At 49.5% G+C, this 16,643-nt stretch carries 16 protein-coding genes; 12 read left to right on the top strand and 4 right to left on the bottom strand.

Going from position 1 to position 16,643, the window contains the following annotated elements; all coding sequences use genetic code 11:
- Window positions 1–133: 133 nt before the first annotated feature.
- The gene (yhbH, locus tag ACTJKB_RS05875) at window positions 134–1,291 is read right to left on the bottom strand and encodes a sporulation protein YhbH (RefSeq protein WP_440832747.1); all 1,158 of its coding nucleotides are present in this window, start codon (window positions 1,289–1,291) and stop codon (window positions 134–136) included.
- A 210-nt stretch (window positions 1,292–1,501) separates the two neighbouring features.
- Here yhbH and ACTJKB_RS05870 point away from each other — a divergent pair, with 210 nt between their 5' ends.
- Window positions 1,502–2,443, top strand: a complete 942-nt coding sequence (locus tag ACTJKB_RS05870) for a hypothetical protein (RefSeq protein ID WP_440832412.1) — start codon at window positions 1,502–1,504, stop codon at window positions 2,441–2,443.
- 109 nt (window positions 2,444–2,552) lie between these two features.
- Here the strand turns inward: ACTJKB_RS05870 and ACTJKB_RS05865 are convergent, their stop codons facing one another.
- Window positions 2,553–2,954 (bottom strand): hypothetical protein, encoded by a 402-nt coding sequence (locus ACTJKB_RS05865; protein WP_440832410.1) that lies wholly within the window; start codon window positions 2,952–2,954, stop codon window positions 2,553–2,555.
- A gap of 173 nt (window positions 2,955–3,127) precedes the next feature.
- On the opposite strand from ACTJKB_RS05865, the gene ACTJKB_RS05860 reads away from it, so the two are divergent.
- Window positions 3,128–3,505, top strand: a complete 378-nt coding sequence (locus tag ACTJKB_RS05860) for a DUF423 domain-containing protein (protein ID WP_440832408.1) — start codon at window positions 3,128–3,130, stop codon at window positions 3,503–3,505.
- Window positions 3,506–3,609: 104 nt separating this feature from the next.
- Here ACTJKB_RS05860 and ACTJKB_RS05855 read toward each other — a convergent pair whose 3' ends face one another.
- A complete protein-coding gene (locus tag ACTJKB_RS05855; protein ID WP_440832407.1) occupies window positions 3,610–4,146 on the bottom strand; it encodes a hypothetical protein in 537 nt (178 codons plus the stop codon).
- A gap of 219 nt (window positions 4,147–4,365) precedes the next feature.
- Here ACTJKB_RS05855 and ACTJKB_RS05850 point away from each other — a divergent pair, with 219 nt between their 5' ends.
- The 9 genes from ACTJKB_RS05850 to ACTJKB_RS05810 all read left to right on the top strand — a co-directional run bounded on the left by ACTJKB_RS05850 (window position 4,366) and on the right by ACTJKB_RS05810 (window position 14,924).
- Entirely contained in the window at window positions 4,366–4,668 is a 303-nt protein-coding gene (locus ACTJKB_RS05850; RefSeq protein WP_074102771.1) for a YunC family protein, read from the top strand.
- Window positions 4,669–4,962: 294 nt separating this feature from the next.
- Window positions 4,963–5,424 (top strand): Dps family protein, encoded by a 462-nt coding sequence (locus ACTJKB_RS05845; protein WP_074109741.1) that lies wholly within the window; start codon window positions 4,963–4,965, stop codon window positions 5,422–5,424.
- Between the two features lie 294 nt (window positions 5,425–5,718).
- Entirely contained in the window at window positions 5,719–6,501 is a 783-nt protein-coding gene (gene sufC, locus ACTJKB_RS05840) for a Fe-S cluster assembly ATPase SufC (protein WP_074083897.1), read from the top strand.
- A gap of 27 nt (window positions 6,502–6,528) precedes the next feature.
- The gene (gene sufD / locus ACTJKB_RS05835) at window positions 6,529–7,830 is read left to right on the top strand and encodes a Fe-S cluster assembly protein SufD (protein WP_440832404.1); all 1,302 of its coding nucleotides are present in this window, start codon (window positions 6,529–6,531) and stop codon (window positions 7,828–7,830) included.
- A complete protein-coding gene (locus ACTJKB_RS05830) occupies window positions 7,827–9,053 on the top strand; it encodes a cysteine desulfurase (protein ID WP_440832402.1) in 1,227 nt (408 codons plus the stop codon). The genes sufD and ACTJKB_RS05830 overlap by 4 nt, the downstream gene beginning before the upstream one ends.
- Complete coding sequence (gene sufU, locus ACTJKB_RS05825; RefSeq protein WP_440832401.1) at window positions 9,040–9,480, top strand: Fe-S cluster assembly sulfur transfer protein SufU; 441 nt, start codon at window positions 9,040–9,042, stop codon at window positions 9,478–9,480. Before ACTJKB_RS05830 ends, sufU begins: the two co-directional genes overlap by 14 nt.
- A gap of 19 nt (window positions 9,481–9,499) precedes the next feature.
- A complete protein-coding gene (gene sufB, locus ACTJKB_RS05820) occupies window positions 9,500–10,897 on the top strand; it encodes a Fe-S cluster assembly protein SufB (RefSeq protein WP_074109745.1) in 1,398 nt (465 codons plus the stop codon).
- 401 nt (window positions 10,898–11,298) lie between these two features.
- Window positions 11,299–13,068: an ABC transporter ATP-binding protein gene (locus tag ACTJKB_RS05815; RefSeq protein WP_440832400.1), complete on the top strand. Its 1,770-nt coding sequence runs from the start codon at window positions 11,299–11,301 to the stop codon at window positions 13,066–13,068.
- A 32-nt stretch (window positions 13,069–13,100) separates the two neighbouring features.
- Entirely contained in the window at window positions 13,101–14,924 is a 1,824-nt protein-coding gene (locus ACTJKB_RS05810) for an ABC transporter ATP-binding protein (protein WP_440832746.1), read from the top strand.
- A 52-nt stretch (window positions 14,925–14,976) separates the two neighbouring features.
- Here the strand turns inward: ACTJKB_RS05810 and ACTJKB_RS05805 are convergent, their stop codons facing one another.
- On the bottom strand, window positions 14,977–15,225 hold the full coding sequence (locus ACTJKB_RS05805; protein ID WP_440832398.1) for a DUF7667 family protein: 249 nt from the start codon (window positions 15,223–15,225) through the stop codon (window positions 14,977–14,979).
- 353 nt (window positions 15,226–15,578) lie between these two features.
- On the opposite strand from ACTJKB_RS05805, the gene licT reads away from it, so the two are divergent.
- On the top strand, window positions 15,579–16,424 hold the full coding sequence (gene licT / locus ACTJKB_RS05800; RefSeq protein ID WP_440832396.1) for a BglG family transcription antiterminator LicT: 846 nt from the start codon (window positions 15,579–15,581) through the stop codon (window positions 16,422–16,424).
- The last annotated feature ends 219 nt before the right edge of the window (window positions 16,425–16,643 follow it).

Genomic DNA, 16,643 nt, shown 5'->3' with positions numbered 1-16,643 from the left:
ATCACAAGTTCATACTGGACCACCGAAGTTGTGATGTGAGAAGGCTGAATATTTGCTGTATGCTAAGAACCCCTATCCCGGCTTTACGGGACAGGGGTTCTTAGCATATGTGGAGGACTGGTGGAATGTTATTTTAAACAGGTTCTCTTTTGCCGAAAAAGGTCTTCAGTGCCTGATAGACTTCCTTTTTGTCCTTGATCACATAGTGCATGAACTGCTCCTGCTTCAGATGGCGGTATGCGGACATCAGGGTACTGCTTCGGTTGTATTGGTTAACCTCTCCATAGCCGAACATATTGCTGCGCTTCAGCAGCTCTCCGATCAGCTTGACGCAGCGTTCATTATCCGAGGTGAGGTTATCGCCATCAGAGAAGTGGAACGGATAGATATTGTATTTGGCCGGCGGATAGCGGCTGTCGATAATCTCGAGCGCCTTCTGGTAGGCTGACGAGCAGATGGTGCCCCCGCTTTCGCCGCGAGTGAAGAAGTCATGCTCGCTGACTTCCTTGGCTTCCGTATGATGGGCCAGAAAGACAATTTCGACCTTTTCATACTGGCGGCGCAGGAAGCGGGTCATCCAGAAGAAGAAGCTGCGGGCACAGTATTTTTCAAAGGTGCCCATGGACCCGGAGGTATCCATCATCGCAATAATTACCGCATTGGAATGAGGCACCGTGATATCGTCCCAGGTTTTGTAGCGCAGATCGTCGGGGCTGATGCTGTGAATGCCGGGGTTGCCCCGGCTGGCATTGCGGCGCAGGTTCTCAAGCAGGGTACGCTTCTTGTCAATGTTGGACATCATGCCTTTTTTGCGGATATCGTTGAAGACGATGGATTTGACTTCGATCTCTTCTTGTGACTTGGGGGCAAGATGAGGCAGCTCCATATCCTCAAACAAGATGTCCTCCAGATCCTCCAGATCGACCTCCGCTTCTACCGTATCCTGACCGGGCTGATCGCCTGCCTTATCGCCTTTACCCGGCTGAGCGGACTGGGAATCGCGGCCGAGCACATCTCCGACCTGACTTTCACCGTCGCCCTGGCCGACATGCTTTTGCTTGCGGAAGTTGTAGATAATCCGGTACTCATCCAGACTGCGGATAGGCACTTTAACGATTTGCTTGCCGTCGGACATAATAATATTTTCTTCGGTCACAAGGTCGGGCAGATTATCCTTGATGGCTTCCCGGACCTTCTGCTGATGACGTTCCTGATCCTGATGGCCTTTACGGTGAAGGGACCAGTCTTCTTTGGATACAACGAACGCGTAATGACCGGATGATTGCGGCAGAACGACCACCTCCCATGGAATATGAATCGGTGCGGGCACAAACGGTAAACGAAGGGCAGGTTGTAACTAAAGTATATTCATGGGGCTGGGGGATATGTGAACTGAACAGAAGGGAAAGTTTATGCAACCCGGGCGAAGGGTTATTCGTTAATAAGAGTAAGCCTAGCCAGGCGATTCAATTACCGTTTCACCAAAGAGGAGGCAGTCAACATGAAATCACAACGTAAACTACCTGTTCTGGCAGCAACTGCTGTATTCATGCTGGCTATAACCGCATGCAGCGGTAATACCCCGGCTGAGGCTCCAACAGAGCCATCGGCCACTGCTTCTGTCTCTCCAGCACAGAGCACGGCATCACCGTCACCAAGCCCTACGGCTGAAGCCAGTTCATCTCCTGCAACTGAACCTAGTTCAACCCCTGCAGAGGAAGCACAGACGATTCACGGTACAGGGATCTATGTCGGACAGATCGACAATCATTCGGTAGAGATCAAGACAGAAGAAGGGGCAACATCATTTGAGCTTGGCGCGGGGGTGGAAAAGTCTCTGGAGACTTTGAATATGGATGATCCCGTAGTCTTCGAATATGCCAAGCGGAGTGTAGAAGGAGATTCCTCTATTTCACAGCGGGTGCTGTCGAAGCTGGAAAAGAAGTCTGCAGAGAGCGAAAGCGCAGCACCTACAACAGGTGAACTCCCCAAGACGAAGACATTCAAGCTGACGCTGGAGGGCATGAAGGAAGAAAAGACGGCAACACTGGCGACTGGAGAGGGATATTCACTCTATGTATTCGATATCTTCACATTTGATGCGAAGACTGGCAAGCTGGCAATGAAAGTTGATCCTGGGTATTACGCCGAGATTACCAAGCTGCCCTCCGACTTCAATCTCGATGCTCTTACACTGGAGGGTGAGAAGGAGCTGGCTTCCACTGGCAAAGTAACTGTACTTGGTCAAAAGGAACGTGACCGGCGGATGACCGGCATCCGGCTCTATCTTACTGCTATGGGATCCGGTGTGACCCGCGAGTATGTGGTGAAGGAAATGGACGGGCAGGGTTATATCATCCAGCTGAACATTCCGCAGCGTGAAGCTTCAGAGGGATTTGGGCCGCATGTCTACGCTTCGCTGGACAGTCTGGTCAACCGGTAATTCCGTTCCGGGCTGCAGGTAGCACTTGGGAAAAAAGGAAAAGGGCCGCTTCCGAAAAATCGGGGCGGCCTCTTCTTTTGAACGAGCAAGTGTCTGAAATGTTGAAGCTTTAGGCTGATCCGGCATTAACGAGAACGGTGGCAATCATCAGCATGAACAGCAGCAGAATGACTCCATTAATAATAGTGCCGATGACTGCAAAAAACCTGCGGCGCTTGCGGAGGGTGAGTCCTACAATACCAATGACTGCCCCGATCACATTAACTGCTGCCAGGACGAGTACAGACATTCCCAGGTAAAAGATCGACTCTGCAGAATTGGTAATGAAAGAGTCGCTTCCACCTGTAACGGAGGAGGCGTTTACACCTACAACGACAAAGGTGATAATATAGCCGGCAAGGGTAATCAGGGCGATAACGAATGAGGCAATACCGGGTCCGGAATGTTTGGAATTCCGAGGGTTTTCTTCATAGAGAGCTTGTTCTTCTTGTGGCGGAGAATAATTGTCCATGTGTGGCACTCCTTGTAACCTATTTGATATAAATGATGGTAGTACCCACTTTTCCATAAGATAGCGGCAAAAGCAAGCCTAGTTTGTAAAAAGTTCCAAACTTGCGGCCGCTGGAAATAAACGGTCTAATTACGGTAAGATAGGAGGAGTTCAATAGAAGGAGCTGTGTATCCATGCAACGAAGATTTATAGCCTTAGGAGCCTTGCTGGCCATGCTGTCTGTCGGCATAGGCGCGTTCGGAGCGCATCTGCTTAAAACTGTGATCAGCGAAGACAACCTGAAGGTCTACGAGACCGGTGTGCATTATCACATGATTCATGCGCTTGGACTGATTCTCATTGGGCTGGCTGCGGGTCAATGGGGGGAGAGTTCACGTCTGCGCTTAGCGGGACGGTTGCTGACGCTGGGAATTATTTTCTTCTCCGGCAGCTTGTATGTGCTGAGTATTACCGGCATTAAGGTGCTTGGAGCGATTACTCCTCTTGGCGGGGTATGTTTTATTGCCGGGTGGCTCTGCCTGGCCTGGGAAGCTTTTTCCCGGAAAGATTGATGGATATCCAGAACGAAGACTATAAAAATACAAACAAGCACCTGCCCCGAAGAATTCCTTCCGTGGCAGGTGCTTGTTTGTCTGGTGGTGAAGCTGTAGTTGGTTTACGAAAATTCGTCGATCTCATTGAGCTTGAAAGTATACACTTGCTTCTCATCCACATGATATACGCTGAGTGAATTGGCGGCTTCATCAAAATTCAGGATACGGCAGGGCATAGACACCTGTTTGCCATGCCGGTTAGCGCGGAGCCGGACCAGTTGGTTGTTCTGAATGTATAGTCTGATTTTACCGTACGCATCTGCAGGAGTTGCCGCAGTTGTAGCCGCAGGTGTGTCTGCGGGGACATTCTTGGGTTCAGGCTTTTCGACCTGTTTACCCGGTTGCTTCACTGGCAATTTAAAAGGTACTTGAGCAGCCGTAGCGGGTTCCTGCTTCAGTGCAAGCTTCGCGGACCGGAGGAGATTATCAATTGTTTTTCCGAGCTCAAGACCTGAGTTAATGTTGAAATCCGTGATCTTCTCATTGCTGTTCAACATCTCAAGCAAGTATTGCAGTGCAAGCGGGTTAGTACGGGCGTTGATCAGGATGTCGACATTGAATAAATAATTGCCGTCCGTGTGTTGTAGTTTCTTGTCCATAAATCCCCCAGCTTTGTCAGTAGACACTATTGGAAATACTATTTAAAAAGTATATAAACTATACCATTAATTAATGAATAAGCATATACCTCCTTATTGGGAAATCAGGACTATTGACCCTCATTAAACGGAGATCTAGTCCTTCGTCCACACACTGATCCCCAATAAAGCATACACATACAACGTGATGGAGGATCAAGAACAAGGAGGTCATGTTGGTTGGTTACCATGGAGCCTGTTGTCGTAGGTGGTCATGTAATGATTGGTGTCGAAGTGAAGCTTCCCAAGACAACGCTGCTGTCGATCAGCACGGATAAAGGGTATATCATGTGCGGAGCGCTCGATGTTGGCCTGCTCAATGAAACGCTTAGCGACCGCAGGATTATAGCAGCCCGGGCCGTTGGTGTGCGGACATTGCCGCAACTTCTGTCAGCACCTATGGAGTCCGTAACCATAGAAGCAGAGAAGCTGGGAATTGTACCGGGAATGACCGGGGCGGAGGCTTTGCTTCTTATGCTGTAAGCTGCTCTCACTCTGCCCGGTACTTCATTAGGGGAGGCCTCCGGGCCTCTTTTTGCTGCCTCCGACGCTTCAGTCCAAAGTTGATATTTCTGGAATAGCATAAGCCGGACAGGCTTGGCTCATCCTACAGAATAAGCCATCAACAAGGAAGACGTCTGGACATTGGCGTCTTGCACCGGAAGGGATATTTCATGTTTCGTCTTCAGTAAGGAAGGGTAAATTCAGTATAGACAACTGCATGCCGGACCATGGACAGGCAGCCGGCTAAATTATGGATAAGGAAGGGATATTACAATGGCTAAAGCATCTGGAAAAGTTAATACTACTTCACTCGAACAAGTACTCAACCGTGAGGTTGCAAACCTGAACGTACTGTACGTCAAAATTCATAATTATCACTGGTATGTGAAAGGTGAGCAATTCTTTTCCCTGCATGTGAAGTTCGAAGAGCTGTATGATGATGTTACCCTCAAAATGGATGAGGTGGCTGAACGTCTGCTGAGCATCAAAGGCAGCCCGGCAGCAACCATGAAAGAATATCTTGAACTGGCTACTATTCAGGAAGCAACAGGCAAAGAAGATACACGCGGCATGGTTCAGTCGTTGATTGAAGACTTCGCCACCGTGGCTGAAGAGCTTACGGAAGGTATTGAACTGGCCGAGCAGGTGAGCGATCAGCCAACGGCCGATTTGTTCATTAAAATCCGCAGCGATTTGGAGAAAAATCAGTGGATGCTGCGTTCTTTCCTGGGCTGATCATACATTGCGAACAATCGCATCTACAATAGAAGTAAAGCCTCCAGTGCGGGGGCTTTCTTTTTTGATTTTTGTTCAAATCTAAGACCTTGTATGCTGAGCGCTGTGTGAAAATAGATATTTGTAAAAAAACATGGTTTGTAATAAAATTAGTGAGAATCATTGATAATCACTCCGTTACACTTTATAATAATTATAATATGATATAAAATCTAATTTTGCTGGCATCAGGGATAACCTGTTACAATACAGCTTTCTGATTTCGCAAATCGAACAATGGGGGGAAACATTATTATGGCAGCAGATTTTGTCATTGAGGGACTGAAAGCATCAATTGAAGGGAAAGAAATTCTGAAGGGAATTAACCTTCAAATGAAGGGCGGCGAAATTCACGCCATCATGGGACCGAACGGTACCGGTAAAAGTACCCTGGCTTCAGCTCTGATGGGTCATCCCAAGTACGTGGTTACTGAGGGTACGGCTGTTCTGGAAGGCGAAGACCTGCTCGAAATGGCTGTGGATGAACGCGCGCGTGCCGGTCTATTCCTGGCGATGCAGTATCCAAGTGAAATCAGCGGCGTAACGAACTCCGACTTCCTGCGCAGCGCGATCAACTCCCGTCGTGAAGAGGGAAGCGAGATTTCCTTGATCCGCTTTATCCGTCAAATGGAAGCGAAAATGAAAGAACTGGATATGAACCCTGAGTTTCTGCACCGCTATTTGAACGAAGGTTTCTCCGGCGGTGAAAAGAAACGCAACGAAATTCTCCAAATGATGATGCTGGATCCTAAGATCGTCATTCTTGACGAAATTGACTCCGGCCTTGATATTGATGCGCTCAAAATTGTCGCTGAAGGCGTTAACTCCATGCGCAGCCCGGAACGCGGGTTTCTTGTGATTACCCACTATCAGCGCCTCTTGAATTACATCAAGCCAGATTATGTGCATGTCATGATGCAGGGACGGATCGTAAAATCCGGTGGCTCTGAACTGGCTGAGCGTCTGGAAGCCGAAGGTTATGAATGGGTAAAGGAAGAACTTGGCATTGAAGATGAAACTGTAGGACAAGAAGCTTAAGAGACGCCAGGAAGGAGGAAACCACTTATGACGACGCAAACCATTCTTCCGGTGGATGCACAGCTGCTCAGCGAATTGTCGCAGAGCAGCGGCGAACCGGGCTGGCTGAAGGACAGCCGTTTGAACGCACTTACGCTGGCCGCAGGGCTGGCACTGCCGAAATTGGAGAAGACACGGATTGACCGCTGGAATGTGAATACTTATGGAAGCTATAAAGCAAGCCAAGCCATTACTGCACTTAGTGAAGCCCCTGCTTCAGTTGCGGCTCTGATCAAGGATCAGGAGGAAGGCAGCCTGATCATTCAGCGCAACTCCAGCGCCGTATATGTCCGGCTTGCTCCGGAGCTAGCGGCTCAGGGCGTTATTTTCACCGATCTGCAAACGGCAGTCAAAGAGCATGGGGATCTGGTGCAGCGTTATCTGCACAAGGCTGTCCTGCCTGACGAGCATTCCATTGCTGCGCTGCATGCGGCCCTTTGGAACGGCGGGGTATTCCTCTATGTTCCTAAGAACGTCATTATTGAGACCCCACTGCAGGCGGTTCTGCTCACGGATGATGCTGAAGCTGCTTTTGTTCCGCATATTCTGATTGTTGCCGAAGCTAATAGTTCTTTGACCTATGTTGACAACTATGTATCGGACAAAACGGAAGCCGGACTTCACAACGGTGCGGTGGAAGTATTTGTAGGCGCTGGTGCCAAGGTGCGTTATGCTACGGTTCATCAGCTGGGTGAGGACACGACCGACGTGACTTACCGGCGCGCTATTGTTGAGAATGATGGAACGATTGAATGGATAGTAGGCGAGATGAACTACGGCGATACAGCCAGCGACACCAAGTCTGTGCTGAAAGGCAACGGATCCAGCTCGGATGCCAAAGTCATCGCAGTGGGATCAGGCGCACAGAAACTCAGCTATACTACACAGGCCCAGCATTTCGGCAAAAATACGCCGAGTGATATGATTACCCGTGCGGTTATGCGCGATTCCGCAACCTCGATTATTAACGGTATTACGAAAATTGAGAAAGGTGCAACCCGGGCCGATGGCCAGCAGACGGAGAAAGTTCTGATGCTGAGTCCAAAAGCGCGTGGAGACGCTAATCCGATTCTGCTTATTGATGAAGACGATGTTACAGCAGGCCATGCCGCTTCCGTAGGACAGGTCAATTACGAGCAGGTATACTACCTGATGTCCCGGGGGATTTCACGGCATGATGCAGAAACACTGATTATATACGGCTTCCTTGCACCTGTAGTGTCGCAAATTCCACTGGAGGGACTGCGCAATCAGCTCCAATCTCTTGTGGAAAGGAAGTTAGGCCAATGATTAACAGCGCCATCCGGGAGCAGTTTCCCATACTGAACCAGAAGATCAATGGACATCCTCTAGTGTACCTGGACAGCGCGGCAACCTCACAGAAGCCACGCCAGGTCATCGAGGCCGTGAAGTCTTATTATGAATGGGATAACGCCAACGTGCACCGCGGTGTCCATACACTGGGCAGCCGCGCTACGGACGCATATGAAGGAGCCCGCGAGAAGCTGGCCAAATTCATTCATGCCCGCAGCACGAAGGAGATTATTTTTACCCGCGGTACAACAACCGCCCTGAATATTGTGGCTTCGTCTTACGGCCCTGCACATGTGGGGGAAGGCGACGAAATTGTCATCACCCAGATGGAGCATCACAGCAACTTTATTCCTTGGCAGCAGCTTGCGAAGAAGACAGGGGCAACCTTGAAATTCCTTCCGCTGCAGAAGGATGGAACCATTACACTTGCAGATGCCGAGGAGACGATAACGGATAGAACCAAGATCGTCGCCATCGCCTATGTCTCGAATGTAATGGGCGTTACCCATCCGGTAAAAGAGCTGGCAGCCATCGCTCACCGCCACGGCGCTGTAATTGTTGTGGACGGGGCTCAGAGCACACCGCATATGAAGGTGGATGTTCAGGATCTGGACTGCGATTTCTACGCATTGTCCGGTCATAAAATGCTTGCACCTACAGGCATCGGCGCCTTGTATGGCAAAAAGGCCTTGCTTGAAGCTATGGAGCCTGTCGAGTTCGGCGGTGAAATGATCGACGATGTGGGCCTGTATGAATCCACATGGAAAGAGCTTCCATGGAAGTTCGAAGGCGGTACACCGATTATCGCTGGCGCCGTTGGCCTCGGGGCAGCGATTGATTTCCTTCAGGAAATCGGGATGGATGTAATTCACCGCCATGAGATGGAGCTTGCTGCTTATGCAGAAGAGCGCCTCTCGGAGGTGGACGGACTGACCATTTATGGCCCGCGCAGCCGTCAGGTCGGCGTGGTTACCTTCAATCTCGGGGATGTTCATCCTCATGATGTGGCTACTGTGCTGGATGCTGAAGGCGTTGCTGTCCGTGCCGGGCATCACTGCTGCCAGCCGCTCATGCGCTGGTTGCAGGTCAGCTCAACCGCCCGTGCCAGCTTCTACCTGTACAATTCGGAACAGGATGTAGATGCGTTGGTGCAGGCTTTAATCAAGGCAAAGGAGTATTTCGCCTATGAACTTGGATGACTTGTATAGACGCGTAATTATGGATCATTATAAAAACCCCCGGAACCGTGGTTCTTTTGCAGATGACGCCCTGAAGATCGAGCTGAACAACCCTACCTGCGGCGACCGTATTACGCTTCAGCTAAAGGTGGAGGACGGCGTCGTCAAGGATGCCCGTTATAGCGGCGAAGGCTGTTCGATCAGCATGTCGTCGGCTTCCATGATGACGGAAGCGGTCAAAGGTCAGACCATCCAGCATGCACTTGAGCTCGCTGACCGCTTCTCCTCCCTGATGAAGGGCGATGCAGTGGATTTTGGAGACTATGAAGATATCGAAGCCCTTTCCGGTGTTAATAAATTTCCGGCGCGGATCAAATGTGCGACACTCGCATGGAACGCACTTCGCAAAGGTATAGACGTGGAAGAAGAGCATCATCAAGAACACTAAAAACAAGGAGGCTGACACCATGGCTAAGAAAGCGCCTGATATGGAAGAGTACCAATACGGGTTCCGTGACGAGCATAAGTCGATATTCCAGTCTGGTAAGGGACTTACGGCCGAAATTGTTAAAGAAATCTCCGCCATTAAGAATGAACCGGAGTGGATGCTGGAATTCCGTCTGAAATCTCTGGAGCAATTCTACAAAATGCCAATGCCTAATTGGGGCGGCAATCTCGACGAGTTGGATTTTGACGAAATCCAGTATTATGTAAGACCGTCCGAGAAGCAAGGAAAGACTTGGGAGGAAGTTCCTTCCGAGATTAAAGAGACCTTCGACAAGCTGGGTATTCCGGAAGCGGAACAGAAGTTCCTGGCCGGGGTCTCCGCCCAGTACGAATCCGAGGTTGTCTATCATAGCATGCAGAAGAGCCTTGAGGATCAAGGTGTGATCTTCACCGATACCGACACAGCACTGCGTGAACACCCGGAACTGTTCAGAAAGTTCTTCGGTACGATTATCCCGCCTGCGGATAATAAATTTGCTGCACTGAATAGTGCGGTATGGTCTGGCGGAAGCTTCATCTATGTTCCTAAGGGTGTGAAATGCGAAGTGCCTCTGCAGGCCTACTTCCGTATTAACTCCGAGAATATGGGCCAGTTCGAGCGTACACTGATTCTGGCCGATGAAGACAGCTTCGTGCATTATGTTGAGGGCTGTACGGCTCCAATCTACAGCACAAACTCTCTTCACAGTGCGGTGGTTGAGATCCTGTGCATGAAGAACGCGCGTGTTCGTTACACAACCATTCAGAACTGGGCACCGAACATCTACAATCTGGTTACCAAACGTGCTGTTGCGGAAGAGAACGCTACGATGGAATGGGTCGATGGCAACATCGGTTCCAAGCTGACCATGAAATATCCTGCAGTAGTACTCAAAGGCCGCGGAGCCAAGGGTTCTGTATTGTCCATCGCGGTTGCGGGCAAGGACCAGCATCAGGATGCAGGTGCCAAAATGATTCACTTGGCTCCGGACACGACTTCGACGATCGTCTCCAAGTCGATCAGCAAACACGGCGGTAAAGTAACGTACCGTGGTCTTGCTTCCTTCGGCCGTAAGGCGGAAGGTGCGAAATCCAACATCAAATGTGATACGCTCATTCTGGATAACCTGTCCACTTCGGATACGATTCCTTACAATGAGATCATGAACGATAACATCGTGCTTGAGCATGAAGCGACGGTCTCCAAGGTCTCCGAGGAGCAGCTGTTCTACCTGATGAGCCGCGGCCTTACTGAAGCCGAAGCGACTCAGATGATCATCATGGGCTTCATCGAGCCATTCACCAAAGAGCTGCCGATGGAGTATGCGGTAGAAATGAACCGTCTCATCAAGTTCGAGATGGAAGGCTCTATCGGTTAACAAAAACAAAAAGTAAAGGGTTGAAGGCGAACTGTAAAGTTCGTCTTCTTCTTGATTTAGGCTGCCTTCTTTAACAGATGAATCTGTTTGAGAAGGCAGCTTTTTGGTTGCATCAATTTGTTTGAAAAGAATTAATATACATAAAATACACTAAAAGTCTGTACTCACTGGCAGGAAAACAGGTAGAATCTTGGATAATCTTAATCCAATAGGATTTAAGAGGAAATGGAAGCATTTAAAGCTGAAGCTGTCCTTTTCCTGGAGAGGAAGACTGATTCTTTCGGGAAAAAGCGAGAAAATGGTGATTTCTCCCCTTTGCTGCATTAAATCAAGGGTGATAAACTGCATAAAGTCACTAAAAATGGAAGCGCTAAAAATCTAAAGCTTTAAGGAGGAGAGATATGGATGTTCTCAGGCAACTGCGGGGCTTTTATCGGGAGAAGCTGCACTATCTGATTCTGTCGATTGTTTGTTTGGCGGCCGCAACTGCAGTGGGGCTTATTACCCCCAACTTGTTAAGACGTTTGATTGATGATGTTATTGTGCCCATGAAGTTTACTGAGGTGCCCGTTCTTGCTCTCAGCGTATTGGCTGTCGTTTTTGTTAAGGCTTGTCTGCAGTTTGCGCATGGTTTTTTCGGAGGACGGCTGGGTAACTTTCTGGCCTACCGCCTGCGCAATGCCTGCTATGAGAAGCTGCAATTCCTGTCTTTCCGCTATTATGACACGGCGAAGACAGGTGACCTGATGTCCCGGCTGACCGGGGATCTTGAGGCCATCCGGCTGTTCATCGGCTTCGGATTTGCCCAACTGCTGAATGTGTTTTTTATGGTGCTGTTTGGCTCTATTATGATGTTCACGATCAATTGGCAGCTAACCCTTGTCACACTGATCACTATGCCGTTTCTGGCTGCTGTTGCATTCAGATTCGAATCCAAGATTCACCCGGCCTTTCAGGAGATGCGGCTTGCGCTCAGTGCTCTTACAACGGCTGTCCAGGAGAATGTTACCGGTGTGCGGACGGTCAAGTCCTTCGCCAGAGAATCCTTCGAGGTAGAGAAGTTCTCACATCGTAATGAACGCTACAAGGATAATCAGATTTTTGCCGCGGAGCTGTGGAGCAAGTTTTTTCCGGTGATGGAGCTGTTGGCTTCGGTCAGCGTAGCGATATTGCTCGGGGTTGGCGGAACACTGGTCATTAAGGGACGGATGTCGCTTGGTGAGCTTGTAGCCTTTTTCAGCTTAATCTGGTATATTATCGGCCCTGTCTGGGGTCTTGGCTTCCATATCAACAACTATACGCAATCCAAAGCATCGGGAGAACGTGTGCTTGAAGTGCTTAACCAGCCTATCGATGTAAAGGATAAAGATAATGCCCGTGAGCTTGTGGCAGCTGAAGTAAAGGGCGAAGTCGTCTTTGATCACGTGACATTTGCCTACGGCAACAAAATGCCTGCAGTCAAGGACATTCATTTTGCCGCCAAGCCAGGGGCGGTCATCGGATTCCTGGGCGGTACCGGCTCCGGGAAATCAACCATTATCCAGCTGATGATGCGGGCATATGATGTGAATAATGGCAGCATAACCCTGGATGGTGTGGATATCCGTGAATACAATGTGCGCAGCCTGCGGTCACAGATTGCCACGGTGTTCCAGGAGACTTTCCTGTTCTCCTCCTCCATCCGCAACAATATTTCGTACGGCCTGAAGAATGTGAGCATGGAAGAGATCGTCCGTGCCGCACAATTGGCGAAGGCTCATGATTTTATTATGGAAATGCCGGACGGGTATGATACGGTGGTTGGCGAACGGGGGATGGGACTCTCAGGCGGCCAGAAGCAGCGCATTGCCATTGCCAGAGCACTCCTGAAGAATCCGCGGATCCTGATCCTCGATGATGCCACCAGTGCCGTTGATATGGAGACCGAGCATGAGATCCAGGCCGGATTCCAGGAGGTTATGCGCGGACGGACCACCCTGATTATAGCCCACCGGATTTCCTCGCTGCGGCATGCCGATCAGATTATTGTCATGAATGAAGGCCATATGGTTCAGCAGGGTACCCACCATGAGCTGATAGAGGTTCCTGGTCCTTACCAGGATGTCTACCGGATTCAGTATGCTGATTATCTGGCCAGGGACAATGGAAGAGGGGCAGGTGATACGGCATGAAGCTGGAAGCTAACCAAGAGAAATCCGTAAAAATGAAGCAAGGTTCGGCCCAGGAGCAGACGCTTGACGAACGGTTCGTGTACAAAGATGATGACGTCATTGACAAGGCGTTCGACTGGAAGCAGTTCACCAGGCTGTTCAGCTATATGAAGCCTTATGCCAGACAAATGCTGCCGCTCGTGTCAGTGATGATGATCCTCGGCACTATTACGAAGCTGACGGTCCCTTACCTGACGAGTATGGCTATCGATAAGGCGATTGCTCCGAAGTCGGGGAATCCCAGTCTAACTCTGCTGTACACCTTGACGGCTGCTGTAATTGTACTTTATCTGATCCAATGGATCGCTGGGGTCTACCGGATTAAATACACGAATGTAATCGGGCAGCGGGTCATATACGATTTACGCTCAGACCTGTTCCGGCATATTCAAAAGCTGTCCTTCAACTTTTTTGATAAACGTCCAGCCGGCTCCGTGCTGGTTCGGGTCACCAATGATATCAACTCCCTGCAGGATCTGTTCACCAACGGGGTCGTCAATCTGATGATCGACAGTGTGCAATTGATCGGAATCATGGTGATTCTCCTGCTGATCAACTGGAAGCTGGGGCTTGCGGTGATGATCACTGTACCGGTTATGTTCTTTGTCTCCACTAAGCTGCGACAGAAGATCCGGATAGCCTGGCAGGATGTGCGGATGAAGAACTCGCGGATCAATTCCCATTTGAATGAGTCGATTCAAGGGATCAGAGTGACCCAGGCCTATACCCAGGAACAGGAAAACATGAACTATTTCGACGCCATGAATATGGATAGCCGGAAATCCTGGAACAAGGCATCGGCGATGAACCAGGCGTTTGGACCGATTATTGAAATTACAGGCGGCTTCGGAACGATGATACTTTTCTGGTTCGGGGCATACCTGATCCAGACCGGTGATCTTACAGTGGGCTTTCTGGTGGCATTCAGTACCTATGTCAGCAACTTCTGGGACCCGATCAACCGCCTGGGCCAGATGTATAACCAGCTCTTGGTGGCGATGGCTTCCTCGGAACGGATCTTTGAGTATCTGGATGAGCAGCCTGCCGTACAAGACCAACCAGGGGCAACATCGCTGCCGAAGATTCAGGGCGACATTCAATTTAATAAGGTAGTGTTTGAATATGAAAAGGGCCGGGCAGCGCTGAAAGGCATCGATCTCGATGTGAAGGCCGGCCAGTCGATTGCGCTTGTCGGTCATACGGGCTCAGGGAAAAGTACCATCATCAACTTGATCGGCCGATTCTATGATATCAAGAGCGGACGCATCACCATCGACGGCAGGGATACACGTGACGTGACGCTGCAGAGTCTGCGCGAGCAGATCGGGATCGTGCTGCAGGATACGTTTATTTTCTCAGGGACAATCCGGGATAATATCCGCTTCGGGCGGCTGGATGCTACGGACCAGGAGGTCGAGGATGCGGCCAAGGCAGTGGACGCCCATGATTTCATCAGCAAGCTGCCCGGAGGCTACGAGACTGAGGTCGAGGAACGCGGCAGTGCGCTCTCCATGGGACAACGCCAGCTGTTGTCCTTCGCCCGTGCGCTGCTGGCCAATCCACGGATTCTGATCCTGGATGAGGCGACAGCAAGCATTGACACCGAGACGGAGATCAAGATTCAGGAGGCGCTGAAGATTCTGCTTCAGGGCCGGACTTCCTTCATCGTCGCTCACCGGCTGTCCACCATCCGGCATGCGGATAAAATTGTCGTTCTGGATCACGGCGAGATCAAAGAAGAAGGCACCCATGCCGAGCTTACAGCGCGTGATGGCATCTATAACGGTTTGATCGAAGCGCAGTTTCGTTTCCTGTAGGCCCTAACAGCAGCAGCCCTTTCCAGCACGTTCAAGTGTGGAAGGGGCTGCTTTATTTGCGCCGTTTGCCTGCTCTGCCGGTCACCCTGACTTCATACATTTGCGCGCTGATCTCCTGCTGCCACTCGGCATCATCTGTATCTGCGGCAAGTCTAGCTTCATTGTTCAGCCGTGCCATTTCCCAGCAATATGCGGCGTTAGCCTGCAGACAATGACGTTGCTCGGTTTCTTCATCGTCTGTCAACGGGCGCTTGCGGCTTAAGGTATACAGCTCTGCAAGTCGTTGATGAATGTCAAGCATTTTTGCCTCCTAGTAAGTTTTGTTTGTAATCATATCCTTGAACACCCTCGAACAAACGGGGTTCATAGCATCCGCCTAGTTCGTGAGCATAAGCCATATTTAGTATCTGCTATCAGCTTCGTCATGGGACCAATGGTCCAAACCTGGGGGAGAGACCTTGGACATAAATTTTCCGTAAAATTAAAAACAAAAGTCTTGTAATCGCTTTTATTTATGCTACAATAGCAGTAATACAGGATTGTGACCGGTAACGCGGGCAATGCCTAAGCTGATTCGAGTATCATTTTATTTAATGATATTGGAATCAACTTAGGCTTTTTTTGTACAAACTATGTGACAGGAGGTGACTACAGATGATTATAGAGAAGGTGCTGAACAACAACGTTCTCCTGACGAAAAACCAGAAGGGCAAGGAAGTTATTGTGATGGGAAGAGGTATTTCCTTCAATAAAGTGGCAGGCGATTATGTGGATCCCTCCAAGGTCGATAAAATCTTCCTGCTTAACGAAAACGAATTCACGGCCCGGCTAACCGAACTGCTGAATGATATTCCAGTGGCTCATCTGGAGCTGGCGAGTGAAATCGTAACCTATGCCAACGGGATTCTGGGCACCGAGCTCAGCGATAATCTATATCTGACCTTGACGGATCATATCCACTTTGCTGTGCAGCGTATGGAGAAGGGGATATTCCTGAAAAATGCGATGTTGTTTGAAATCAAGCGGTTCTATAAAAAGGAATTCTCCATCGGAATGGACGCGCTGAAATTTATCGAGAAGGCTACCGGGTTTGCGTTAGGTGAGGACGAAGCGGGCTTCATTGCACTGCATCTGGTGAATGCGAAAATGGACGGAAATGAAATGAAGTCCACGATCAAAATGACGGAGATTGTCCAGAATATTCTCAACATCGTCACCTATCATTATAACGTGGTGCTTGATGAAAGCTCACTCAATTATTCGCGGTTCCTGACGCATTTACAGTATTTTTCCATGCGTGTACTGAAGAAGGAAACCAGCAACAGTGGAGAGGATTTCTTGTACAATCAGGTCAAGCAGACGTATGTCAAAGCTTTTGAATGCGCAAGCAAAATCAATGATTATCTGGAAAAAGCGTATTCCCAGAGCCTGAGCAAGGACGAATATGTCTATCTGACGATTCACATCCAGCGTGTCACGGAGCGTAACAGCCTGAAATAGGAGCGGTATCGCCAAGGGTATAAGGAACAGACAACTGAATACGATCATCTGACAGGGTGTTACTGGTAAAGCAGGCAAAACCTGAACTGATGGCAAAATAAGCGTGAATTTGACGTTTCCTTTTGCTGTGAGTTCAGGTTTTTCTTGTTTGCAGAGGGATTAAAGATAACTGCTGGCACATCATAACCCTACTGCAACGATCACAAGATATATCCATCT

This window comes from Paenibacillus sp. 22594 (genome assembly GCF_052044425.1).
In the GTDB taxonomy this organism is placed as follows: Bacteria; Bacillota; Bacilli; order Paenibacillales; family Paenibacillaceae; genus Paenibacillus_AQ.
This window is presented reverse-complemented; position numbering and strand designations above follow the sequence as displayed.